Here is a 24100-nt window from a genome sequence, read left to right on the forward strand (position 1 = left end):
ATGAAAGTATAGATACATCAACAAGCATTCAATGGCTTTACTATAGCAGAGAAAGGAATGTTCAATATGCCAGAACAATTAACAGTGTACAACCCGGCAACGGGAGAGGCGATCGAAAGCATCCCCCAGCAGACGGCCGAAGATGTTGAAAAAGCGATTGAACGTTCACATCAAGCGTTTCAATCATGGTCCAAAACATCAGCGGGAGAACGTGCCTCACTTTTGAGAAAATGGTATGAGCTGATTGTTGAAAATAAAGAAGAACTTGCGGAATTAATTACGAAAGAAAACGGCAAACCGTACGAAGAAGCGGTCGGAGAAGTTTTATACGGCGCCGGCTATATTGAATGGTTCGCCGAAGAAGCAAAACGGATTTACGGCAGAACCGTACCTGCGCCGACAACGGGCAAACGGATTGTCGTCACCCGTCAGGCGGTCGGCCCGGTAGCCGCAATCACGCCGTGGAATTTCCCAAATGCGATGATTACAAGAAAAGCCGCGCCGGCTTTGGCAGCAGGCTGTACGTTCATCATCAAACCGGCGGAGGATACGCCGCTTTCCGCTTACGCCCTTGCGCGTCTCGCATATGAAGCGGGAATTCCGAAGGACGTGATGCAAGTGGTGATCGGTGACGGAGCCGAAATCGGAAACGTCTTTACCAGCAGCCCGAAAATCCGTAAAATTACCTTCACCGGCTCAACGCCTGTCGGCAAAATCCTGATGAAAAACAGCGCCGACACCGTAAAACATATGTCAATGGAGCTTGGCGGACATGCGCCGCTGATCGTGGATGAAGACGCTGATCTTGATCTGGCGGTAGCCCAAACAATGGCCTCTAAATTCAGAAACGCCGGCCAAACTTGCGTCTGTGCGAACCGGCTGATCGTACACGAATCCGTGAAAGACGAGTTTGCGAAAAAACTGAGTGAAGAAGCTGCGAAACTCAAAGTCGGAAACGGTCTTGAAAAAGGCGTAAACGTCGGCCCTGTCATCAACAAAAAAGGCTTCGATAAAATCGTCGGCCAAATTAATGACGCCGTGGAAAAAGGCGCAAAAGTGCTGACGGGCGGAACGTATGACCAAAACGATGAAAAAGGATGCTATTTCGTGACGCCGACCGTGCTTTCAAATGTAGATACATCCATGAACATCATGCATGAAGAAACATTCGGCCCGGTTGCGCCGATCGTTACGTTCTCAGATATTGATGAAGCGATCAAGCTTGCGAACGATACGCCGTTCGGGCTTGCGGCTTATTTCTTCACAGAAAACTACCGCCGCGGCATTTATATTTCTGAACAGCTTGAATACGGCATCATCGGCTGGAATGACGGCGGTCCGTCCGCGGTTCAAGCGCCGTTCGGAGGAATGAAAGAAAGCGGCATCGGCCGTGAAGGCGGTACGGAAGGCATTGAACCGTACCTGGAAACCAAATACATGTCTATCGGACTTTAATGAGCCGAAAAGAAAGCCCCGCTACTAAGCGGGGCTGTTTTTATTGAGCGGTCTGCCGGTGAATATCGCCGGCAGGCTTTTTTGATCTTGCGGGAATAATCGGTTCGATTCCAGACAAAATAACAGCAAATACGATTGAAAGAAGGTCGCCATCATGGATATATTACTGGCTCTTCTCCCGGCTTTATTTTGGGGGAGCATCGTGTTATTTAACGTTAAATTAGGCGGCGGGCCTTACAGCCAGACGCTGGGAACGACAATCGGGGCGCTCATCGTTTCGTTTGTGCTGTATCTGTTTGTCCACCCGGTGCTGTCTGGGCGCATTTTTATTGTCGGCATCATCTCGGGGCTGTTTTGGTCGCTCGGCCAAAGCAATCAGCTTAAAAGCATACAGCTGATGGGCGTTTCAAAAACGATGCCGATATCAACGGGAATGCAGCTCGTCTCGACTTCTTTGTTCGGTGTGATCGTATTCAAAGAATGGTCAACCCCGATCGCGATTACGCTGGGTATTCTCGCCCTTATTTTTATCATCATCGGGATTGTGCTCACATCTTTAGAAGATAAAAAGGGGCGGGCGGACGGAGAACCGGGAAACTTAAAAAAAGGCATTGTCATCCTGCTGATCTCCACGCTCGGTTATTTGGTCTATGTCGTCGTCGCCCGGCTGTTCGGCGTATCCGGATGGTCAGCGCTTCTGCCGCAGGCAATCGGGATGGTCATCGGCGGACTGCTCCTGACGTACAAGCATAAACCGTTTAATAAGTACGCCCTCAAGAACATTCTGCCGGGAATCATCTGGGCGCTCGGGAATATGTTTCTGTTCATCTCACAGCCGCGCGTCGGAGTTGCGACAAGTTTTTCCCTTTCTCAAATGGGAATCGTCATCAGCACGCTCGGCGGAATCTTCATTCTCCGTGAGAGCAAAACGAAGCGTCAGCTGGTCGCGATTGCCATCGGGATTATCCTGATCATTGTGGCCGCGGTATTCTTAGGCGTTGCGAAATCAAATTCATAACATATGCAGGAGGTTTGAACATGTACACGGATTTAAAGGGAAAAGTCGTTGCCATTACGGGAGCTTCATCAGGATTAGGAAAAGCGATGGCGATCCGCTTCGGACAGGAGCAGGCGAAAGTCGTGGTTAACTACTATAGTAATGAAAAAGACGCCCAAACCGTTAAAGAAGAGATTCAAAAAGCGGGAGGCGAAGCGGTCATCGTTCAAGGAGACGTCACAAAAGAAGAAGATGTCAAAAACATCGTGCAGACCGCGGTGAAGGAATTCGGCACATTGGATGTCATGATCAATAACGCCGGCATGGAAAATCCGGTTCAGTCACATGAAATGCCGCTTAAAGACTGGAACAAAGTCATCAATACCAATCTGACCGGCGCTTTCTTAGGAAGCCGCGAAGCCATTAAATATTACGTAGAGAATGATATTCAAGGAAACGTCATTAACATGTCAAGCGTACATGAAATGATTCCATGGCCGCTGTTTGTTCACTACGCGGCGAGTAAGGGCGGCATCAAATTGATGACGGAAACGCTGGCGCTTGAGTACGCGCCGAAGCGCATCCGTGTTAACAATATCGGACCGGGAGCCATCAATACGCCGATCAACGCGGAAAAATTTGCGGATCCCGTTCAGAGAAAAGATGTGGAAAGCATGATTCCGATGGGATATATCGGTGAGCCGGAAGAAATCGCGGCTGTCGCCGTCTGGCTTGCTTCGAAGGAATCAAGCTACGTGACCGGCATTACGCTGTTTGCTGACGGAGGAATGACCAAATATCCGTCATTCCAGGCAGGCCGCGGATAAGAAAAAAAGCGATCGCAGGCTCTTTAGAGCCGGATCGCTTTTTGCTTACGCGCGTTTTTTCTTTACAAGCGCCGCGATGGAAAGGATAATCGCCGCAGCTGACAGAACGATGGCCGCAATATCAAGCGCTGATACGCCGGATTTGCTTTCTTCGTTTGACTGTTCAGCTCCGTGCGCATCCGTCACGCTGGCCGATTTCGTGATTTTCGTAATCGAGTGGGGCGTGTCGGCTTTCTCATCACCCGTCCATTCTACAATGCTGCCGTCTTTGTAATATTGGTAAGCGTCCCAAGCGGCATCTCCGCTCTTTTCAGGATTTTTCGCAACGAACGTGAACTGCTGGAATTGGCCGGGCTGAATGCCGCCGTCCTTTGCTTCCCAAGTGACGGAGACCGCTTTGTCATCATGTTTGGATACGGATGTTTTCCAGCCCGGAATCGGCTGATATTGCTGAAATTCAACGCCGGCGGGCATTTTCAGCACGACTTTCGTTGTCGGCTCATTCTTTTCCACAGGCACTTTCATCGTGTATGTTTCCCAAGAACCGGCCGCGGATTCCGCGGGTTTGACTGAGACGTGGGCGCTTGCTGTCGCCGTAAAACCGACGAGTGACAGGGTCACGGCGGATATGAATAATAAAGCCTTTTTTTTCAACATGAGATACACTCCTTAGTTTGTCGTTGAGAATATTTGGTTGATTTCATTAAAATCGTTTGTCAGCCCGTGGACTTTGATCTTCCAGTTTCCCTTTTCGGTGATGGACAGGTTGGCGGCTTCAAATGTGCCTTCCTTCGTCTTCTTCAAATCAAAGGTGCTTTCATGCTGTTTGCCGCTGAAGCCCGTCTGGTAAACAGTGACCGTAAATTGCTGAATGTCTTTTACCAAGCTGCCGTTGTGATCGGTGACAATGACTTGAAATTCATTTTTACCCGGCTGGTTCGGCGTAATGTGCAAGGACAGGGTTTCCCCGTTTCCGATCGTTTCTGAGCCGTTAAAAGGCAATGGCGCAGGCGGCGGCGGACTGGGCAGGCTTGTGAAGACGGCGGTTGTAAATAACACCGCAATGCCTAGTGCCCATTCGGCCTTTATCGTTGCGCTGATGCTCCTTTTTCTGCTGAACTTCGTCATCCATACGTGAACGGCGCCGAGCACAAGCACGATGACAAACAGTCCGATTTTCAAAAGGAGCGTCTTACCGTAAGCAGTGTGAAAGAGTGAATCAAACGTGCGGATAATGAAAAATCCGTTCAGCACGCCTGAAAATAACAGCACACCGACAGAGGCGAACGCCCAAGGAGAAAACCGTCTGACCGTTTCCCAAGCGATGGTTTTATCGGGTTTTCTCCACTCTGATGAAAGAAGCAGCACAAGCGCGGCGATACCGCCCATCCATACAGACGCGGCCGATAAATGGAGAAAGTCCATCGCGATGCCGACCGCTTTTTCGTCGATAACCGCCGCATGCCCGGCGAATGCTTTTGCCAAAAGCGAAGCGAAGAAGAATAACAGCGGCGCCGTCCAGTACGCAAATGACCGGAATGCTTTCTTCTTCAACAGCGGGATCATGGACAGGGCGAGCAGGATAAATAAGCTGATCTGGATCATCCAGACGTACCCGCCTGCCGTTTTCAGAAGCGTTTCTTTTACATAGTCCGGCTGAAACGCGGCGCTCCAAGCGCCGCCCGCGTTTTCTTTCGTCTGGATCGGGAGCTGGCAGATAAGCGCGAGCCCCGTTAAACATAAAGAAATCACGAGCAGCTTTACAGTTCGTTTTGCTTTTGATGAATCTTTATTATTTCTGTACCAAAACAGATGGAAAAAAGCCGTGCCGATAAACAGGGAGAGAGCGGTGTACAAAATACCGCGGTCGATGGCCGCTTCGGGATGAAGCGCCGCTTGCGATGATGTCTGCTCCTGAAGTTCTCCGCCGGCTTTTCCGATACTGAAAGGGATGACGCCGGATACCGGATGTCCGTCGGCCGATACCGCGTTCCATTCCGCTCTGTAAATATCATGCGGCAGATTATTTTTCAATGCCGCGGTCATGATGCGGGCATTATTTTTTTGAATCACCGTTTTGCCCGCGTCAACCCGTTCGCCGGATGAATTATAGACCTTAATGGAGTGGAATCCTTCTTCAATCTGTTCATTAAACTCAATTTCAATCTGCTTCGGCGCTTGTTTTAATTCGCTGTTCTCACCCGGATTTGAGTTTGTGATGTAGGCGTGGGCGAAGCTTGTTTTCGGAATCAAAACAAGGAACAGCAAAAAGATGAGCCAGCGTTTGTTCTGTCTCATGGATGATGACACCGCCTTCCGGTTGGTTGTTGTTATGTCTTGCTGCAGGTGCATCCCTTCTGCCTGTCGTGTAAGATGATGTCCGCCGCCTCGTCAAAGGTGCAAATGACCCCGCCGAATCCTTTTTGAAACCGTTCTGCGTAATCAAGCGTTGAGAAGGGAATCGCCTGAGGCCGGCAGCAGTGAAGGTCAATATCGGCATGGACTAAAAAGTATGCGGAAGCGGCCGTCAGCGTCGTCTGGAGAAGAAAATCTTTACAAATGACATGGGACACTTCTTCCTTTTTATCCTCATACCGCAAAATCGCGCAATGAATGCAGCACATCTGCTCAACGGCTTGTGAAACGGTAATAAGCTGAACAGAATACGAATGCTGAATCGGCCGCAGGCAATAGCCGCATTGATTGGCGCTTCGTTCTGAAGCGGGAGGGAGCGTAATGCCGCCGGGTGTCCGGATAATCCGGTTTGCATCCGCCAGCTGATTGACGTCTCTGTACACGGTCATCTCGGAGACGCCGAATCTCTCGCTTATGTCAGAGATTTTCAGCGCGCCCTCTTCTTTCAGCCATTCAAGCAAGGTTTGCTGTCTGTGAATCGGAAGCAATTCTGCATCCTCCTTTTTATACGAATGAGTGATGAACCTCCCTCTAAGAGTAGATGTTTTCACAAATGCACACAAGAGCCTGATGATAAAATATGTGAAAAAATGTTGAACAATCACAATGTAAAAGACGTAGTCAGACTCTGTTATAATAGAAGAGTTGAATGGAGGAATAAACATGAAAGAAACGACCTGCCCGAACTGCGGCAAGCCGATTACAGGCGACATGGTCAGATCATCCATGATCCCGTGCCAGTTTCAGTGCGGGCATTGCCATGTGAAATTGCGTGAATATAAAGTATCCGCTCCGATTATGGCTGTGGCCATTGCGATCACGGTGCTTTTGATTTATCTTGTGCAGATGGCCAGAACCGCCGTCATGCCGATGTTTCCGGCAGCGCGGTATGTGCCGGCCGCCATTTTCGCGCTCGTATGTGCGTATCCGGTGTTTATTGTCAGTGAGCGGCTCATTGCCAAACTCGTCGTCACAAAAGGACACATTATATACAGAAAGCGTTAAGACACCTTTGATGAGGTGTCTTTTTTTGTTAAGGAGTTGTCACAGTCTCTGTGCCAAACTCCTCTTTACTTTTCATTGAATGGGGATTGTAAGCGTTTTATGATGAAGACACAGGGGAGAGAGAAACCCCGTGTCTTATTTATTTTCATCTGAAGGCAAGCAAACAGGGAGGGAATGAACATGCAGCAAGAACAGCAAGCTGGCATGAAAGTGAAGATACAGCGGTTCGGCAGTTATTTAAGCGGTATGATCATGCCGAATATCGGCGCATTTATCGCATGGGGAATTATCACCGCGCTGTTTATTCCAGCGGGATGGTTTCCGAATCCGCAGCTGAATACATTGGTAAGCCCGATGATTACGTATCTACTGCCGCTTTTAATCGCATATACGGGCGGAAAAATGATTTACGATCACCGCGGGGGAGTCGTCGGAGCGACGGCCGCCATCGGAGTCATTGTCGGAGCGGACATTCCGATGTTCTTAGGGGCAATGATTATGGGGCCTTTGGGCGGTTATCTCATTAAACAATTAGACCGTGTGTTTAAAGATAAAGTCAGACAGGGTTTTGAAATGCTGATCAACAACTTCACGGCGGGAATTATCGGAGCTGTGCTGACGATTATCGCATTTTATGCGATCGGCCCGGTCGTCCTGTCTCTTAACAAATTGCTGGCGGCAGGTGTGGAAGTCATTGTCCACGCGAATTTGCTGCCGATTGCAAGCGTTTTCGTAGAACCGGCGAAAGTCCTGTTCCTGAATAACGCGATCAACCACGGCATTTTAAGTCCGATCGGAATCGAGCAGGCCGCCAAAGCGGGTAAATCCATTCTGTTCTTAGTGGAAGCGAACCCCGGGCCGGGACTCGGTATTTTACTGGCATATATGTTCTTTGGGAAAGGCTCTTCAAGATCGACGGCTCCGGGAGCGGCGATCATTCATTTCTTCGGGGGGATTCATGAAATCTATTTCCCTTACATTTTAATGAAACCGATGTTGATCCTCGCGGCGATCGCCGGGGGAGCGAGCGGACTGCTTACATTCTCGATCTTTAACGCGGGTCTTGTCGCCGCATCATCTCCGGGAAGCATCATCGCCATTTTGGCGCTGACGCCGAAAGGAAGCTATCTCGGCGTGCTGGCGGGCGTCATCGTTGCCGCGGCCGTATCGTTTATCGTCTCGGCGCTTATTCTGAAATCGTCTAAAGCAGGCGAAGAAGATTTGACAGCCGCGGCGGAAAAAATGCAGGAAATGAAAGGCAGGAAAAGCGAAGCGGCGGCCGCATTGGCAGACAAAGAGGAAGAGCCGGAAAACAGCGCCGCTGATATTTCCGCTGACCAAGTCAGCCGCATTATCTTCGCATGCGACGCAGGTATGGGATCGAGCGCAATGGGCGCCTCTATTTTAAGAAACAAAGTGAAAAAAGCAGACCTGGATATTGATGTGACAAATACGTCGATCAATAATCTGCCGAATGACGCGGATATCGTCATTACGCATAAGGACCTGACTGACCGCGCGAAAGCGAAGCTGCCGCAGGCGGTGCACATTTCGGTTGATAATTTCTTGAACAGCCCGAAATACGATGAACTGATTGAAAAGCTCAAAAACTAATCAAACAGAAAGAGGGATCTTCATCATGGAAGTATTGGCTAAAGCGAACATCAAACTGAACCAGACGGTGAACTCAAAAGAGGATGCCATCCGCCTCGCGGGACAGACATTGATTGATAACGGCTACGTGAAGAACGGCTATGTGGAAAAAATGTTCGAACGTGAAGAAACATCATCCACGTTTATGGGGAATTTCATCGCGATCCCGCACGGCACGGAAGATGCGAAGGATGAGGTGCTTCATTCAGGCATTTCCGTCATCCAGATTCCGGATGGTGTGGAATACGGTGAAGGCAATACGGCAAAGGTCGTTTTCGGTATCGCCGGAAAAAACAATGAACACTTAGACATCCTGTCAAACATCGCCATCATCTGCTCAGAGGAAGAAAACATCGAACGGCTGATCAGTGCAAAGACGGAAGAAGAACTGGCCGCTATTTTCAGCGAGGTGAACTGACATGATTGCCCTTCATTTCGGAGCGGGAAACATCGGACGGGGCTTTATCGGCGCCCTGCTCCATCATTCCGGCTATGACGTAGTTTTCGCTGATGTGAATGAAACGATGGTCAGCCTTCTCAATGAAAGGAAGGAATATACCGTGGAGCTTGCCGACGGCGGCCGGCAGACAGAAATCATCGGCCCTGTTTCAGCCATCAACAGCGCGGTGCAAGAACAAGAGCTGTACGGGCTGATCAATGAAGCGGCGATCATTACGACGGCGGTGGGCCCGAACGTTCTCAGACTCATCGCCCCGTCCATCGCGGAAGGGCTGAAGCGCAGAACGTCTTCTGAGCCTCTCAATATCATTGCCTGTGAAAATATGATCGGCGGTAGCAGTTTTCTGAAAAAAGAAGTTTTCGGACATTTGACGGATGCGGAGCGGGAACTCGTGAACCGGACGGTCGGCTTCCCGGATTCTGCGGTAGATCGGATCGTGCCGATTCAGCACCATGAAGATCCGCTGAAAGTATCCGTAGAACCGTTTTTTGAATGGGTCATAGACAGAACCGGCTTTGCCGGCGGCCAGCCGGTACTTAAAGGCGCGTTGTTTACGGATGATCTTACGCCTTTCATCGAGAGAAAGCTGTTTACCGTCAATACCGGTCATGCCGTTACGGCGTACGTCGGCTATCAGCGCGGATTAAAAACCGTCAAAGAGGCCATCGGCCATCCGGAAATCCGGCGTGTCGTGTACGATGCACTTTCAGAAACGGGCGAGTACTTGGTGAAAGCGTACGGCTTTAAGCAATCCGAACACGAGCAGTACATGAAGAAAATCATCGGCCGCTTTGAAAATGAATACATCACGGATGATGTGACAAGAGTCGCCAGATCACCGCTCAGAAAACTCGGAGCGAATGACAGATTAGTAGGGCCGGCTAAAAAAATAAAAGAACCGAACGCGCTGGCAGAAGGCATCGCCGCCGCCCTGCGCTTTGACTATCAGGATGATCCGGAAGCGGTTGAGCTGCAAAAGCTTATCGCGGAAAAAGGCACGAGCCGCGTTCTTCAAGACATTTGCGGTATTCAGCCGCATGAACCGCTGCACGGCATCGTGCTCAAAAAGCTCAATCAATAAAAATGAACCCGCGTCGGGGGACGCGGGTTTTTTCTTGCGTTATAATGAGAGGGAAGGGAGGCTGCGTGATGAATCAGAAGCTATTGCCACATCGTTATCCGTTTCTTTTAATTGACGGCACGACGAACAGTGAAGCCGGAAAATGGGCGGCTGCTTACAAAAATATCAGTGAAAATGACTGGTTTATAACTGAATCCCAAAGAGAGATGCCATTTTCGCTCGTCGTTGAAGCAATGGCCCAAACGGCGGCTTGCGCGGGAATTACCGGCGGTGACAGCCTCGGTCTCTTATCCGCGGTGAAGAAAGCGGAAAGGTTAGGTGCCGCTTTGCCGGGAGACCGTCTGGATCTTTTGTTTGAGGTCACGCGAATCAGACGCGGTTTTGTGTTCGGCCGGGCGAAAGCGTCCGTTGCCGGGAAGCCTGTGGCGGAAGCTGAACTCAGCATATTTATCCAGCCATCGTAAAAAAAGCCGCCTCCAGCGGCGGCTTTCGGACAAGCGTGTTATTTTGTATCATAGTCTCTTTCACTTTGTGAATTGTCCCTTTGGTCATGTTTGTGTTTTTCGTCATTGGCGTTTTCCTTCAGCTCTTCCAGCGGAATCGGATCGGTTAAATCATGATGTTCAGGATTTTCATTCGGTTTGTTCTTTTGTTTTCTTTCTTTCATCCTCCATCACCTCAATATTTCTTTTCCTCAACGTTCTCCCCGCCAAACGCAGGAAGCGGTTTTTTGTTCCTGTGGGTCATATGTATTAAAATAGAGACGACTACATTATAAAAAGTGAGGTACATATATGCCGATACAAAGAGAAGACGCAGATATTAAACTGATCGCGATTGATATGGACGGAACCCTGCTCAATGACGAGCAGCTCATCCCGGAGGAAAACCGGCGGGCGATCAAGGAAGCGGAGGCGAAAGGAATTCACGTCGTCATCAGCACAGGACGCACGCTGATGACCTGCCGCGAACTGGCTGAGTCTCTCGAGCTGTCATCCTTTTTAATCACGGCAAACGGCAGCGAGATCTGGGATTCCAACTTTGAGCTGGTTGAGCGCAAGCTTCTTCATACCGATCATATTCAAAAATTATGGGATCTGAGGAATAAGCACAACACGAATTTCTGGGCCTCTACCGTCGATAGAGTGTGGAGAGGGGAATTCCCGGAAACGATTACAGATCATCAGTGGCTCAAGTTCGGATTCGAAATCGAGGATGACGAAGTGCGGAATGAGGTGCTGCAAGAGCTCAAGGAATACAAGGAGCTCGAGATCACAAACTCCAGTCCGATCAACATCGAAGTCAATGCCCTCGGTATCAACAAAGCGGCTGCGCTGGCGAAGGTATCGGAAAAACTCGGCTTCACGATGGAAAATGTGATGGCCATGGGTGACAGTCTGAATGACATTGCCATGATTGAAAAAGCGGGTGTCGGCGTCGCCATGGGGAATGCGCAGGACATTGTGAAAGAAACAGCTGACTGGGTGACTGATGTCAACACGGAAAACGGGGTCGCCAAAGCGATCCGCCACTGGGTGTTATAATAGAAAAAAGAGAGAGTCTCAGTATGAGGCTCTCTTTTTTTAGTTTTGTCAGATTTATGACTAGGTCCATGGTAGGTTTTCTGACAAAAGGATGTTCAAACCTGTCAGAATTAAATATAATGAAGAGAAATTCAACAATTCGGAATAGTCATTCCGAATAGCGGAATGATAATAATATAAAACGTTTACAATACAGGAGGGATCTTATGTTTCAGATTGACATCAATTGTGATTTAGGAGAGAGTTTCGGTGCTTATAAAATCGGACTGGATGAAGAGATTTTGGATTATGTGACATCTGCAAACATCGCCTGCGGCTTTCATGCGGGTGATCCCAGCGTGATGCGCAAAACGGTTGCGCTTGCGGCGGAAAAAGGCGTGAAAATCGGCGCTCATCCCGGGCTGTTCGATCTGCAGGGATTCGGGCGGCGGCAGATCGCGATTACACCCGAGGAAGCGTATGATCTGACGCTGTACCAAATCGGCGCGCTGTCAGGTTTTTTAAAAGCAGAAGGTGTCGAGATGCAGCATGTGAAGCCGCACGGCGCTTTATATAATATGGCCGCCGTCAATCCCGGCCTGTCAGCAGCCATCGCTCAGGCGGTCTGTCATTTTGATCCCGGGCTTATTCTTTTCGGGCTTTCCGGAAGCGAGCTGATTAAAGCGGGAGATCGAATCGGACTGAGGACGGCAAGCGAAGTGTTTGCGGACCGCACCTATCAGGAAGACGGCACGCTGACGCCGCGTTCAGAGCCGGATGCGCTGATTCAGGATGACAAAAAAGCGGTCGGTCAAGTGATTCAAATGGTGAAAGACAGCACGGTGACATCACGTAAGGGACAAGCTGTAAGCCTGAAAGCGGACACGGTCTGCATTCACGGAGACGGAGCCCACGCCCTCACATTCGCAAAAACAATCAAAAAAGAATTAAAAACGGCAGACATTCAAATCAGCGCGCTTGCAAAAGACTGAGCAGCAGAGGGAGGAAGACAGCATGGAGCAAAAGAAAAAAACAGCCGGAAAGGCTTCCGGCAAATGGTCGATTCTTTTAGGCGCGACATTTTTGATGGCGACATCATCAATCGGGCCCGGCTTTCTGACGCAAACGGCCACGTTTACCAATACATTGGCGGCAAGCTTCGGCTTTATCATTTTAATTTCTATTATTTTGGACATTTTCGCGCAAACCAATGTATGGCGGATTATCGCGGTTTCCGGAAAGCGCGGCCAAGAGATTGCCAATATGGTGCTTCCGGGCGCCGGTTATGCCATTGCTTTTCTGGTCATGCTCGGCGGACTTGCGTTTAATATCGGAAACATCGGCGGCGCGGGTCTCGGTCTTCAAGTATTATTCGGGATCAAACCGGAGATCGGCGCTTTAATCAGCGCAGCGGTCGCGGTGCTGATTTTTGTCATAAAGGAAGCCGGAAAAGTCATGGACCGTTTTATGCAGATCGCCGGCATCGTCATGATCGTATTGACGGTGTATGTTGCCGTAACGACGGCTCCGCCGGTCGGACACGCCGTTGTGAAAACTTTTATGCCTGATCATATCAGTGTGCTGGCGATCGTGACGCTTGTCGGCGGCACAGTCGGCGGGTACATTACATTTGCCGGAGGCCACCGTTTGCTTGATTCAGGCATCCAAGGGAAAGAAGTCATCCCTCAGGTTACGAAAAGCTCCATCACAGGCGTTCTGATTACATCGATTATGCGGATTGCCCTGTTTCTCGCCGTGCTCGGCGTCGTCTCAAAGGGCCTGAGCATTGATCCTGATAATCCGGCGGCTTCTGTATTCCGGCTTGCGGCGGGAAATGTAGGCTATAAAATTTTCGGCGTCATCATGTGGTCTGCCGCTATCACGTCTGTCATCGGCGCCGCCTATACATCGGTATCATTTTTCAAATCATTTTCAACAAAAATCGAAAAGCACTCACATGGCGTAATTATCGGTTTTATCATCGTATCCACTCTTATTTTTGTCACGATCGGCCAGCCTGCCAAAATTCTGGTCGCGGTCGGTTCGCTTAACGGCTTAATTCTGCCGCTTGCATTAGCGATGATTCTGTTGGGCGCTTATAAGAAAAAAATCGTCGGCGATTACAAGCATCCGATCTGGCTCACGATTGCAGGGGCGATCGTAGTAGTTGTCATGGCGGTTATGGGCATCTATACATTATTCACGCAAATGCCGCAGCTATGGAGCTGATGATATGAAAAACCATATGAGTGACATGAGCCCCGAAGAAGCCAGACAGCTGATCAGGAAAGGGCAGATGACCGGGCCGACGGTGGGGATGGCCGCTTCTTACGCACAAGCCAATCTCGTCGTTTTGCAAAAGGATCTTGCCTTTGATTTTCTCTTATTCTGCCAGCGCAATCAAAAGCCTTGTCCGGTGCTTGACGTGACGGATGCGGGTTCACCCGTTCCGGCAATAGCTGCGCAAGGAGCTGATATCCGGACGGACTTTCCGAAATACAGGATTTATCGGCATGGCGTGCTTACTGAAGAGGTAACGGATATTACGCCGTATTGGAAGGATGATGATGTCGGGTTTTTGATCGGCTGCAGTTTTTCATTCGAGCAAGCCCTTATTAATCAGCACATTCCAATCAGGCATATTGATGAAGGCGTGAACGTTCCCATGTATAAAACAAATATTGACTGTGTTCCCGCCGGCCCATTTTCAGGAAAGATGGTCGTCAGCATGAGACCGATTCCGGAAAGGCTTGCAGTCCGGGCGGCGCAGGTCACGTCACGTTTTCCCGCCGTGCACGGCGCCCCCGTCCGCATCGGAAATCCGCAAAGCATCGGTATCAGCGATTTGCAACAGCCGGATTTCGGAGATGCCGTAACGGTGCGGGAAGGTGAAGTTCCCGTATTCTGGGCCTGCGGCGTTACACCCCAGGCGGTGATCATGGAAGCAAAGCCTGATATTGTGATAACACATTCACCGGGGCACATGCTGATCACCGATATACGAAATGAATCGCTTGCTGTCCTGTAAGTGAGAAAGAATACAACGAGGTGATGACAATGATGCAGTATAGCGGAAATACAGCGCTTGATATACAGCCGTACGGTGATTCCGCCGTTATCATCCGCTTTGGCGGGCACATCAGCGAAGAGGTCAACAGCCGGGTGCATGCGGCGGCAGCCTGTATGGAAGAACGGCCGTTTCCGGGCTTCGTTGAATGTATTCCGGCATTCACAAGCTTAACGATCTTTTATGATATGTATGCCGTCTCAAACATAAAAAAAGGCGTCTCTCCTTTTGCCTTGGTCAAGAAAGAAGTGACAGAACGTCTCAGCCATATAATGACCGACCGCCAGAAAGAGCGCCGGGTGATGGAAATCCCCGTTTGTTACGGCGGTGATTTCGGTCCCGATTTAGAAGAGGTCGCTGAGATGAACGATCTGACCCCGGAAGACGTCATCCGTATTCATACTGAAGGCGAATATCTCGTTTATATGCTCGGATTTGCGCCGGGATTTCCGTTTTTAGGAGGAATGTCTGAGCGGATCAGAGCGCCGAGAAAGGCGTCACCAAGGCCGTCCATCCCGGCCGGTTCAGTAGGAATCGCGGGAATGCAGACCGGTGTGTATCCGATATCCACTCCCGGCGGCTGGCAGCTGATCGGCAGCACCCCGCTCCGGCTTTTCAGGCCGGAAGAACATCCGCCGAGTCTTTTGAGAGCGGGCGATACGGTGAAATTCGTCCGGATCACGGCAGAGGAATACAGCCGCATCAAGGAGGGAGCCGAATGAGTATGAAAGTGGTAAAGCCCGGTCTCTTGACGACGGTTCAGGACACGGGACGCACGGGGTATCAGAAATACGGTGTGCTGGGAAGCGGCGCAATGGATACGATCTCTCTGCGCATCGCCAATCTTCTTGCCGGAAATCAAGAAAAAGAGGCGGGACTGGAAATTACGCTCATGGGGCCCGGGCCTTCCTTTGAATTTTCAGAACCTGCGGTTATTGCCGTGACGGGAGCTGATTTTGCCCTTCATATTAATGGGGAGCCCGCTCCTCTGTGGAAACCGGTTTTGATAAAGGAAAACAGCGTCGTCTCATTCGGGCCGTGCAAGATGGGGAGCCGCGCATATCTCGCCGTCGCGGGGGGATTTGACGTGCCCGCCGTCATGGAAAGCAAGAGCACGTATGTCAGAGCGGGGATCGGCGGTTTTTGCGGAAGAGCGCTGCAAAAAGATGATGAGCTGCCGCTCGGCCGTATGACGCCATGTTCGGAATCAATCGCGTACCGTCTGAGCGATTCTTTCGGACAGCATGGTTTCTCAGCGCCTGATTGGTCTGTCAGCAGCAGAGGGTTTCTGCCGCTGAAAAAAAATCCGGTTATACGAGTGCTTGAAGGCGCTCAATTTCACGCTTTTACAGAAGAAGCAAAATTGCGTTTTTATCAAGAGTCATATACGGTCACGCCTCAATCCGACCGAATGGGCTACCGGCTGAAGGGCGCTCCGCTTGAATTGCGGGAGCCGCTGGAGATGGTATCTGAGGCCGTGACGTTCGGAACGGTGCAGGTGCCGCCGGACGGCAATCCGATTATTCTGCTGGCTGACAGACAGACGACGGGGGGCTATCCGCGGATGGCGCATATCATATCCGCCGATCTTCCTCTCGTCGCCCAAACGATGCCGGGGGAACATATCACGTTCCGGGCCGTTTCGCTGGAGGAAGCGGAAATGCTGCTTTTGGAGAAGGAACAGCAGCTGAAGGAGCTGAAAGCAAGGCTCAAAATGGAATGGCTGATCTGACAAAGGGGCTAAAGACCATGGAAAACTTAAACAAAACCGTCATCAAATCAATGGAACTGCTTCATTTGTTTCTGACTGAACCGAGCCTGAGCTTAAATGAACTGGTTTCTCTATCGGAGATGCCGAAGACCTCGGTTCACCGGATGGCAAGCTCGCTGGAAGAAACGGGGTTTCTCATCCGGGCGGCAGACGGCCGTTATCAGCTTGGTCTGATCTTTTTACAATTCGGCCAGCTCGTCTCTGAACGTCTGGATATCAGGAAAATAGCCAAACCGATTATGGAAGAGCTGTGCGGCGAAGTGGATGAGGCCGTTCAGCTGATCATGAGGGACGGGGATGAAGCCATTTACGTCGAGAAAATTGAAGGCACCCAAACCGTCCGCCTGTATACGGCAATCGGCCGCCGGTCTCCGCTGTACGCGGGAGCGTGCGCCAGAAGCATTCTATCGTTTCTGCCAAAAGAGGAGATTGACACATACATTCAGAAGACAAAGCTTGCCGCAATCGCCTCAGGCACGATGACGGATCGGGCTGAACTGCTTCAATCTATTGAAAGATCCTTACAATCAGGTTATACGATCAGCTATTCGGAATTAGAGGATTACACGGCGGCGATCGGAGCGCCGATTTTCAATCACGAAGGTAAGGTGGCTGCCGGAATCAGCATCGCCGGCTTCGAAGCCCGGTTTTCAGAGGACAGGCTGCCGTATTTAACCGAAAAGGTCAAAAACGCCGCACAGCATATTTCTGAGAAATTGGGTTATTGACCGAGCCAATTTTTCTTCACTCGCGTACATTACAATATCGATAGTAACGAGTGGAGGAAAGTAAATGGGACTTGTTTATACGGCGCTGGGGGATTCTTTGACGACGGGAAGGGGATCCGGGCCGTTTTCCGCCGGTTTTGTCCAGCGGTTCGGGCGCATGATGGCAGAAGATTTACAGACAAGAACCGACGTATCCATCTTTGCCAAATCAGGCCTTGAGACGGTAGAAATTCTCGGGCTTATGTCCTTGCCGTACATTCAGAGGCGGATTCAGGCTGCTGATATGATTACGATTACAGGCTGCGGCAACGATTTGATCGATTCGGTTCAGGCATATCAGCAAACATCGGACGCTTCGGTGTTCACCAGCGTGTCCAGTCACTGCCATGAGAACTTTGAAAAGATGATAGCCAAGATCGCTGCCTTAAAAGGGCCGCACCCGTCTCCTTATGAGATCCGCGTCTTTAATTTATACAATCCTTTCCCGGGCATCTCCATTGCAGAAAAATGGATATCCTCTTATAATGCGCACCTCAGCACACTCGCATCGGCGCCGCACGTCAAAATCGCCGACGTCCACAGCGCTTTCAAAGGAAAAATGAATGAATATCTCTCTCATGACCGCGTACACCCCAACAGTAAGGGATATGAAGTCATGGCATGCGTCCTGCGGGGGCTCGGATACGGAAGCCTCGCCCGCTCATAAAAGCGCGCTCCTTTTCATCGGGAGCGCGCTTTTCGTGCTCCTTAAAACAAACTTAAAATTGCCCGACTTTCGTTCTATCCGCGCAAAAAATACGCTAGAATAATGGGGGATAAAGACAGAAATAGAATTGTGTTCAAAAAATGATAACAGAAAGGATGGATTGCTTTGCTGCGCGCCTTAAAACTGTCACTCGCGATGCTGATTATTATACTTGCGGCCGCCGCATTTACGTATGCGGAACATACCTCAGTCATACAGCCGGTTATGCTCGTGTTTCTCGGTGCGGTCATGTTCATTCAGGGGCTGGAGGAAAAACGGAAAGAAAACGACGGCTCCGGGAAATTCAATATCTATACCGCCGTTTTTGTATGGTCAATCTCCTTAATCGGTTTTACGCTTCACGCGATCTGAGTCTGATAGATCCTGAAAATGCTCCACAACGGGAAATGGTGAATAAAAACGGTGCAGTAAGGCTTTCCATTCCTGATATTCCGGCGATCCGCGAAAGCCTTTTGTATGATCTTCTAATGTCTCCCATTCCACAAGCAGCAAATATTTATGCGTCTTTTCCATACATTTGGACAAGGAATGGGACAGATAACCTTTCATGCCCGCGATAATCGGCTCCGCCCGGCGGAATGCCTCTTCGAATTCCCCCTCAAGACCTTCTTTTACATAAAGCATGGCTGCTTCTCTGATCATCTGAAATTCCCCCTTTTTTTAATAGATACATTGTATAAGAATATGGCCCGTGACGGCAGGAAAAACAAAAAAATTTAAAACAATATGAGAAAAAAATCCTTGCCAGCCTGATTTGGTTTAGGAGAAAATAACAGTTGGAAGGCAGGGGAATAGACAGTGAAAAAAGGGTTATACCTATTACTTTTACTCGCAGGAATCATAGGTTTGATCGGCTGCTCGAAAACGGAATCGGCCGAAGACAGAATGAAAGATTTCGTAAAAGACTGGAACAGCGGTCATTACGATAAGATGTACCAAAGTCTCACCCAGGATGAAAAGAAAAAGCTATCCAAAAAGGATTTTGTAAAACGATATGAAACCATTTATGAACAAGCAGGGGTCAAAAATCTGAAAGTCACTGCCGAAAAACAGGACGAAGACGACAAGAAAAAAGATGACCTCCAGCACATCGATTATAAAGTCAGCATGGATACAAAAGCAGGGAAGGTCGCTTTTGAAAACACGGCCGTCCTGAAAAAAGAAAAAACAGACGATGGAGAATCATGGAACATCGACTGGAATCCTTCTTTTATTTTCAAACAGCTTTCCGATGACAAAACCGTGCAGATCGCAAATGAAGAACCGAAGCGCGGACAAATTTACGACAAAGACGGAAAAGGTCTCGCCGTGAATACCGAGGTGCCGGAAATCGGCATTATCCCTGGAAAACTCGGTAAGGATAAAGACAGCGTGATCAAAAAACTGTCTGAAAAACTGGACCTTTCTGAAGACGATATCAAAAGCAAACTGAAACAGGGCTGGGTAAAAGACGACTCCTATGTCCCGATTCAAAAAATCAGACCGGATGATGAAAGCAAGGTCAAAAGCCTGCTCGCATTAGACGGCGTGACGAAAACGAAAGTCAGCTCCCGCTACTATCCGTACGGCGAAAAAGCAGCCCATCTGACCGGCTATATTAAAACCATCACAGCGGAGCAGCTGAAAAAAGCGAAAGACGGCCAATACAGCGATACTTCCAAAATCGGCATCGCCGGCCTTGAGAATGTATATGAAGACAAGCTGCGCGGCACGGCCGGCTGGAAAATATACGTCCCGCAAACAGGTGAGGTCATTGCTGAAAAGAAAGCCGAAAGCGGGCAGGATATTCATGTAACGATTGACATGAAAACGCAGACGAAGCTGTATGATTCTATGAAAGATGACAGCGGAGCGGCAGTCGCCCTCGAACCGCAAACGGGAGAGACACTCGCGCTCGTCAGCGCACCGTCTTATGACCCGAACGGCTTTATTTTCGGCTGGAGCGGAAAAGAATGGAAAAACCTGAATGAAGATAAAAACAATCCATTTTCAGCGAAATTCAACAAACTTTATGCGCCGGGATCAACGATTAAACCGATTGCCGCGGCAGTCGGCCTGACAAACGGCACATTGAAAGCGTCGGAAAAGAAAAAAATCACCGGAAAAGAGTGGCAGAAAGATTCAAGCTGGGGCGGTTACCATGTCACACGCGTATCAGAGCGCCTGAATGAAGTGGATCTCGAAAACGCGCTGATCACATCGGACAACATCTACTTTGCGCAAAATGCCATAGATGCCGGAGCGGACGCGTTTACAAAAGGATTAAAAACATTTGGCTTTGATGAAGAGATTCCGTACCAATTTCCGATTGAAAAGTCTTCAATCGCTAACGGCAAGCTTGATTCCGAGATCCTTCTCGGAGATACGGGCTACGGCCAGGGGCAGATGATGATGTCTCCGCTGCACTTAGCGGCTGACTATACCGCATTTGTAACAGACGGAAATCTCGTCAAACCGACATTGATCAAAGACGGAGAAAAAACACCGCAAATCTGGCATAAGCAAGTGGTGTCGAAAGCCAATGCCGAAGAAATCACGAAAGGGCTGAGAGGCGTCGTTGAAGATCCGCGCGGCTCTGCATATCAGCCGGCCGTAAGCGGCATTACCGTAGCCGGAAAAACCGGTACAGCCGAGCTGAAAACGTCTAAAGAAGATAAAGACGGCAAAGAAAACGGCTGGTTTGTCGGTTACGATTATAAAAAGAAAGACCTCTTGATCGCGATGATGATTCAAGACGTCAAAAAACGCGGCGGAAGCCATTACGTCGTTGAAAAAGCGAAAAAGCAGTTTCAGAATCATTAAATGACGATTTTTGCGGGCTGAAAGGAAAATCGGCCGCCGAAGCAGAATGAAACAGCATGGGCAATTCCTGAAAACAGAGATACAAGAGGCTCTAAGAAAAAAGGGGGATTTCACATGCAGCGCATTCAATTGGCTGAAGACCTGGAATTTTCAAGAGTGATACACGGGCTTTGGCGTCTGAACGAATGGAATGTTTCAGACGGAGAGCTGCTGAATCTGATTGAATGGTGCATCAGCCAAGGCATCACCACCTTCGACCATGCCGATATATACGGCGGTTATACGTGTGAAAAGCTGTTCGGCGGCGCTTTGTCCCTTTCGCCTTCAATAAGGGAGCGAATCGAAATCGTCACAAAATGCGGGATTGTCATTGAATCACCGGAACGGCCCGGAAACAAGTCGCATCATTATAATACGTCGAAGTCTCACATTTTAGCGTCGGCGGAGCAGTCGCTTTTGAATCTGAATACGGATTATCTGGACGTGCTGCTCATTCACAGACCGGACCCGCTTATGGACCCGGAGGCTGTGGCTGAAGCGTTTCACGCGCTGAAAAGCTCGGGAAAGGTCAGATATTTCGGGGTGTCGAACTTTAAAGCGCACCAGTACAGAATGCTCGAATCCTATTTGGATGATCCGCTTATCACAAACCAAATTGAAATTTCGGCGTACGAGCTTGAAAATATTCATGACGGCACGCTGGATTTCTGTCAGGAAAAACGCATTCCGCCGATGGCGTGGTCACCGCTTGCGGGCGGGAGCGTCTTTACCGGACAATCAGATAAGGACGTCCGAATCCGTGCCGCGCTTCGTTCCGTACAGGAAGAAATCGGCGCCGCTTCCATTGACGAAGTCATGTACGCATGGCTGTTCACCCACCCGGCAGACATCATGCCGATTGTCGGCAGCGGAAAAGAGAACCGCATTTCCGCCGCGGTGCGTGCATCCGCGTACAAACTCAGCCATGATCAGTGGTTCCGGATTTATACCGGTGTCCAAGGCTGCGATATTCCATAAACAGAACAAACGCCCGGAAGCTAGCTTCCGGGCGTTTGTTTATGTGGTGTGCAATGTCTAAAAACAAGTAAGGTCACTTTGAAGTATAGCCGTGCGGATCAAGAGTAACAAGCGTCATGGCATATTATCTGACACATTTTTCTTTTTCAATACTGTCACACGGCCCAGTGCCAAATTGCCATTTGAAAATGGTTGAATAATCATTGAAAGCGTTTTATATTATAACTTACACCACTTTCCCCGGCAGCACTCCCCATATGCCATACTTCTCACAACTAGAAAATCTGGAGGCGCGTTTCATGTATATGACAGCGAGAGAACAAAAATTAATGAAACATCTTTTACTGCAGAACCGGTACGAGACAGTGCATGAACTGGCGGAAGCTTTACAAGTCAGCACAAGAACCGTTCACCGCGAGTTAAAAACAATCAAACCGATGATGGAATCATTCGGTCTGGCACTTGATAAACAGCCCGGCAAAGGACTGAAAGCGGTAGGAAACCCGGAGGACAAACAAAAACTCCTGTCAGACCTGTCCTATGAACAGTATGAATACAGCGCTGAGGAGCGGAAACTTTTAATTCTATGTTCACTATTAGAGTCTCAAGAGCCGATTAAGCTCTACAGTCTGGCGAACGAACTGCAAGTGACAAACGCGACGATCAGCTATGACCTGGATGAGCTGGAGACTTGGATTGCGCCCTTCGGCTTGACGCTGATCCGAAAAAGGGGCTTCGGCATTCAGCTGACGGGGCCGGAAAATGCGAAACGGAAAATCGTCGGCAATCTCATCGTCAACCGCCTTGATATTCAAAGCTTTTTGGAAGCGGTTGAATTGAATATTAAAGGAAAACCGGACGATGCTGAAAAAATGTTCGGCGTCGTAAATAAAGCGGAACTTTTGAAAATGGACCGGCTCTTAATTCAGCTCAAGGAAAAAATCGCGATCGCCTTATCTGACAGCTCATACATGGCGCTTGCGGTTCATTTAACCTTTGCGATGGACCGGATCAGGCTCGGAGAAACCATCACGATGGAGGATTCGGAACTAAAAGCGCTGCAGCAGACGAAGGAGTACGGCTCTGCGCTGGAAATGGCAAAAGAGCTTGAAAAAGCGTTCGGCGTTTCAATTCCGGAAGCTGAGATCGGATATATCACCATTCATTTGCGGAGCGCCAACCGCAAATACAAAACGGAATTCAAACCGGAAGACATAGAGGTTGAAACGGCCTTGCAAACGAAGCAGCTGATCGGCTTCATTTCTGAAAAAATTAAAATTGATCTGACGGAAAACGGTTCTTTATACGATGGTTTAATCGCCCATCTGGAGCCTGCGATCAACCGGGTAAAAGAAAATATCGACATGTACAATCCGATGACTGAGCAAATTAAACGCGACTACTTTCTGCTGTACATGGCCGTAGAAGAAGGAATGGAAAAATTCTTTCCGGGGCTTCTTTTCTCTGATGATGAGATCGCTTTCATCGTTCTTCACTTCGGCTCCGCTCTGGAAATCAAACGGGAAGAAGCGAAGATCAAAGCGCTGATCGTCTGTTCAAGCGGCATCGGATCGTCCAAAATGCTCGCATCCAGGCTGAAAAAAGAGCTTCCGGAAATCCGTTCCTTTGATATGTCTTCCCTCATCGAACTGAAGGATCGAGACATCACCGCGTATGACATGATCGTATCCACCGTTCCGATCCCGTATGAAAACATTGATTACGTCATGGTCAGTCCGCTTTTAAACGAAGAAGACGCTGATCAGGTCAAGCAGTACATCAAAAGAAAAATTCCGCTGATTCTTGACAAAAAAAGAAACGGTAAAAGAGAAGAGAAGCAGCCGGAGACGCCTGATATGCTGGAAGCGGCCGGCCGTATGGCGCATTACGCGGCGGTTATCCAAAGCGTGCTGCGGAACTTTTCGGTCAAATCCATTGAGTCAAACACGGCGTATGAGCTGTTTTTGAACCGTATGTTTGACATGCTGGAGCAAGAAGGATTGATTCATAATGCCCAAAAAACCGCACAGTGCCTTGCTGAGCGTGAACGACAGGGCGGACTCGGCATTCCGGGAACGGCGATGGCCCTGTACCATCTCAAAAATGAAGAAATTGTCACGCCTTTTTTCAAAATTTATGATTTGACAGCTCCATGCAGTGTCAAAGGCATGGACGGAAATTCCCTGACCGTCGACCGCGCTTTGGTGATGATGGCGCCGGCTGATATGCCTGCTGAAGGGTCGGAAATACTAAGTGCGGTCAGTTCGGCCATCATCGAGTCCGAAGACAGTATAAAAGCCTTCCAGACTGAGGATGAGGCCGATTTATACAAACGTTTAAACAAGCTGTTTTATCATTTCATTCGGGAGAAAGGACAGCGGTAAACAGGAAGCGCACACCTCATGTGGGGTGTGTTTTTTTATGCATGTATGAGGGTAAGGGGAAGGGAAGAAACTAAAAACACGGGACTATTGTATCATTCACCGATGGAATAGTTCTAAAACAAAATAGTTTTACAAGTTATATTTTTTGG

General features: G+C 49.3%; 25 protein-coding genes. 20 read left to right on the forward strand and 5 right to left on the reverse strand.

What is annotated here, in order from left to right; genetic code table 11:
• Positions 1–66: 66 nt before the first annotated feature.
• From gabD to gdh, 3 genes are all read left to right on the forward strand, one after another.
• A complete protein-coding gene (gene gabD / locus G4O42_RS02080; RefSeq protein ID WP_032872902.1) occupies positions 67–1455 on the forward strand; it encodes a succinate-semialdehyde dehydrogenase in 1389 nt (462 codons plus the stop codon).
• A gap of 154 nt (positions 1456–1609) precedes the next feature.
• Positions 1610–2473 (forward strand): RhaT/GlcU family sugar-proton symporter, encoded by an 864-nt coding sequence (locus tag G4O42_RS02085; RefSeq protein ID WP_003156317.1) that lies wholly within the window; start codon positions 1610–1612, stop codon positions 2471–2473.
• Between the two features lie 20 nt (positions 2474–2493).
• Positions 2494–3279 (forward strand): glucose 1-dehydrogenase, encoded by a 786-nt coding sequence (gene gdh / locus G4O42_RS02090; RefSeq protein WP_007609424.1) that lies wholly within the window; start codon positions 2494–2496, stop codon positions 3277–3279.
• Between the two features lie 45 nt (positions 3280–3324).
• On the opposite strand, the gene G4O42_RS02095 is transcribed toward gdh, so the two are convergent.
• The 3 genes from G4O42_RS02095 to G4O42_RS02105 are packed head-to-tail and all read right to left on the reverse strand — an operon-like array spanning position 3325 to position 6182.
• Positions 3325–3936 carry a YcnI family copper-binding membrane protein gene (locus G4O42_RS02095; protein ID WP_007410287.1) on the reverse strand — a complete coding sequence of 204 codons (612 nt, stop codon included), beginning with the start codon at positions 3934–3936 and terminating at the stop codon, positions 3325–3327.
• A gap of 12 nt (positions 3937–3948) precedes the next feature.
• The gene (locus G4O42_RS02100) at positions 3949–5577 is read right to left on the reverse strand and encodes a copper resistance CopC/CopD family protein (RefSeq protein WP_032873155.1); all 1629 of its coding nucleotides are present in this window, start codon (positions 5575–5577) and stop codon (positions 3949–3951) included.
• 32 nt (positions 5578–5609) lie between these two features.
• Positions 5610–6182 (reverse strand): DeoR family transcriptional regulator, encoded by a 573-nt coding sequence (locus G4O42_RS02105; RefSeq protein WP_007609432.1) that lies wholly within the window; start codon positions 6180–6182, stop codon positions 5610–5612.
• Between the two features lie 175 nt (positions 6183–6357).
• On the opposite strand from G4O42_RS02105, the gene G4O42_RS02110 reads away from it, so the two are divergent.
• The 5 genes from G4O42_RS02110 to G4O42_RS02130 all read left to right on the forward strand — a co-directional run bounded on the left by G4O42_RS02110 (position 6358) and on the right by G4O42_RS02130 (position 10357).
• Complete coding sequence (locus G4O42_RS02110; protein WP_007609433.1) at positions 6358–6699, forward strand: hypothetical protein; 342 nt, start codon at positions 6358–6360, stop codon at positions 6697–6699.
• A 174-nt stretch (positions 6700–6873) separates the two neighbouring features.
• The gene (locus tag G4O42_RS02115) at positions 6874–8313 is read left to right on the forward strand and encodes a PTS mannitol transporter subunit IIBC (protein WP_014720723.1); all 1440 of its coding nucleotides are present in this window, start codon (positions 6874–6876) and stop codon (positions 8311–8313) included.
• 25 nt (positions 8314–8338) lie between these two features.
• Positions 8339–8770: a PTS mannitol transporter subunit IIA gene (locus tag G4O42_RS02120; RefSeq protein WP_012116817.1), complete on the forward strand. Its 432-nt coding sequence runs from the start codon at positions 8339–8341 to the stop codon at positions 8768–8770.
• A gap of 1 nt (position 8771) precedes the next feature.
• On the forward strand, positions 8772–9893 hold the full coding sequence (locus G4O42_RS02125) for a mannitol-1-phosphate 5-dehydrogenase (RefSeq protein WP_032872904.1): 1122 nt from the start codon (positions 8772–8774) through the stop codon (positions 9891–9893).
• A 68-nt stretch (positions 9894–9961) separates the two neighbouring features.
• Positions 9962–10357 (forward strand): 3-hydroxyacyl-ACP dehydratase FabZ family protein, encoded by a 396-nt coding sequence (locus G4O42_RS02130; RefSeq protein ID WP_032872906.1) that lies wholly within the window; start codon positions 9962–9964, stop codon positions 10355–10357.
• A 38-nt stretch (positions 10358–10395) separates the two neighbouring features.
• On the opposite strand, the gene G4O42_RS02135 is transcribed toward G4O42_RS02130, so the two are convergent.
• Positions 10396–10560, reverse strand: a complete 165-nt coding sequence (locus G4O42_RS02135) for a hypothetical protein (RefSeq protein ID WP_003156294.1) — start codon at positions 10558–10560, stop codon at positions 10396–10398.
• A 127-nt stretch (positions 10561–10687) separates the two neighbouring features.
• Here G4O42_RS02135 and G4O42_RS02140 point away from each other — a divergent pair, with 127 nt between their 5' ends.
• The 9 genes from G4O42_RS02140 (at position 10688) to G4O42_RS02180 (ending at position 18099) form a co-directional block, all read left to right on the forward strand.
• Entirely contained in the window at positions 10688–11437 is a 750-nt protein-coding gene (locus tag G4O42_RS02140) for a Cof-type HAD-IIB family hydrolase (protein WP_032872909.1), read from the forward strand.
• Positions 11438–11643: 206 nt separating this feature from the next.
• Entirely contained in the window at positions 11644–12408 is a 765-nt protein-coding gene (locus G4O42_RS02145) for a 5-oxoprolinase subunit PxpA (RefSeq protein WP_032872912.1), read from the forward strand.
• A gap of 22 nt (positions 12409–12430) precedes the next feature.
• Positions 12431–13645, forward strand: a complete 1215-nt coding sequence (locus tag G4O42_RS02150) for an NRAMP family divalent metal transporter (protein ID WP_029326223.1) — start codon at positions 12431–12433, stop codon at positions 13643–13645.
• A gap of 4 nt (positions 13646–13649) precedes the next feature.
• Positions 13650–14444, forward strand: coding sequence for a putative hydro-lyase (locus G4O42_RS02155; RefSeq protein WP_032872915.1), 795 nt, complete (start codon positions 13650–13652; stop codon positions 14442–14444).
• Positions 14445–14473: 29 nt separating this feature from the next.
• Positions 14474–15205, forward strand: coding sequence for a 5-oxoprolinase subunit PxpB (pxpB, locus tag G4O42_RS02160; RefSeq protein WP_032872918.1), 732 nt, complete (start codon positions 14474–14476; stop codon positions 15203–15205).
• A 2-nt stretch (positions 15206–15207) separates the two neighbouring features.
• Positions 15208–16215, forward strand: coding sequence for a 5-oxoprolinase subunit C family protein (locus G4O42_RS02165; protein ID WP_014720726.1), 1008 nt, complete (start codon positions 15208–15210; stop codon positions 16213–16215).
• Between the two features lie 17 nt (positions 16216–16232).
• Complete coding sequence (locus tag G4O42_RS02170) at positions 16233–16982, forward strand: IclR family transcriptional regulator (RefSeq protein ID WP_032872921.1); 750 nt, start codon at positions 16233–16235, stop codon at positions 16980–16982.
• A gap of 64 nt (positions 16983–17046) precedes the next feature.
• Positions 17047–17688, forward strand: a complete 642-nt coding sequence (gene lipC, locus G4O42_RS02175; protein WP_032872923.1) for a spore germination lipase LipC — start codon at positions 17047–17049, stop codon at positions 17686–17688.
• A 195-nt stretch (positions 17689–17883) separates the two neighbouring features.
• Complete coding sequence (locus G4O42_RS02180) at positions 17884–18099, forward strand: YczI family protein (protein WP_369719110.1); 216 nt, start codon at positions 17884–17886, stop codon at positions 18097–18099.
• Here the strand turns inward: G4O42_RS02180 and G4O42_RS02185 are convergent.
• Entirely contained in the window at positions 18070–18390 is a 321-nt protein-coding gene (locus G4O42_RS02185; RefSeq protein ID WP_003156282.1) for an antibiotic biosynthesis monooxygenase family protein, read from the reverse strand. The two genes, G4O42_RS02180 and G4O42_RS02185, sit on opposite strands and share 30 nt — an antisense overlap.
• 156 nt (positions 18391–18546) lie before the next feature.
• On the opposite strand from G4O42_RS02185, the gene G4O42_RS02190 reads away from it, so the two are divergent.
• From G4O42_RS02190 to G4O42_RS02200, 3 genes are all read left to right on the forward strand, one after another.
• Positions 18547–20550: a penicillin-binding transpeptidase domain-containing protein gene (locus G4O42_RS02190; RefSeq protein ID WP_032872925.1), complete on the forward strand. Its 2004-nt coding sequence runs from the start codon at positions 18547–18549 to the stop codon at positions 20548–20550.
• Between the two features lie 114 nt (positions 20551–20664).
• The gene (locus G4O42_RS02195; RefSeq protein ID WP_014416927.1) at positions 20665–21567 is read left to right on the forward strand and encodes an aldo/keto reductase; all 903 of its coding nucleotides are present in this window, start codon (positions 20665–20667) and stop codon (positions 21565–21567) included.
• 299 nt (positions 21568–21866) lie between these two features.
• Positions 21867–23951: a BglG family transcription antiterminator gene (locus G4O42_RS02200; protein WP_032872927.1), complete on the forward strand. Its 2085-nt coding sequence runs from the start codon at positions 21867–21869 to the stop codon at positions 23949–23951.
• Positions 23952–24100: the final 149 nt, after the last annotated feature.

The sequence above is a fragment of the Bacillus sp. LUNF1 genome, assembly GCF_011008975.1.
Classification (GTDB): Bacteria; Bacillota; Bacilli; order Bacillales; family Bacillaceae; genus Bacillus; species Bacillus velezensis.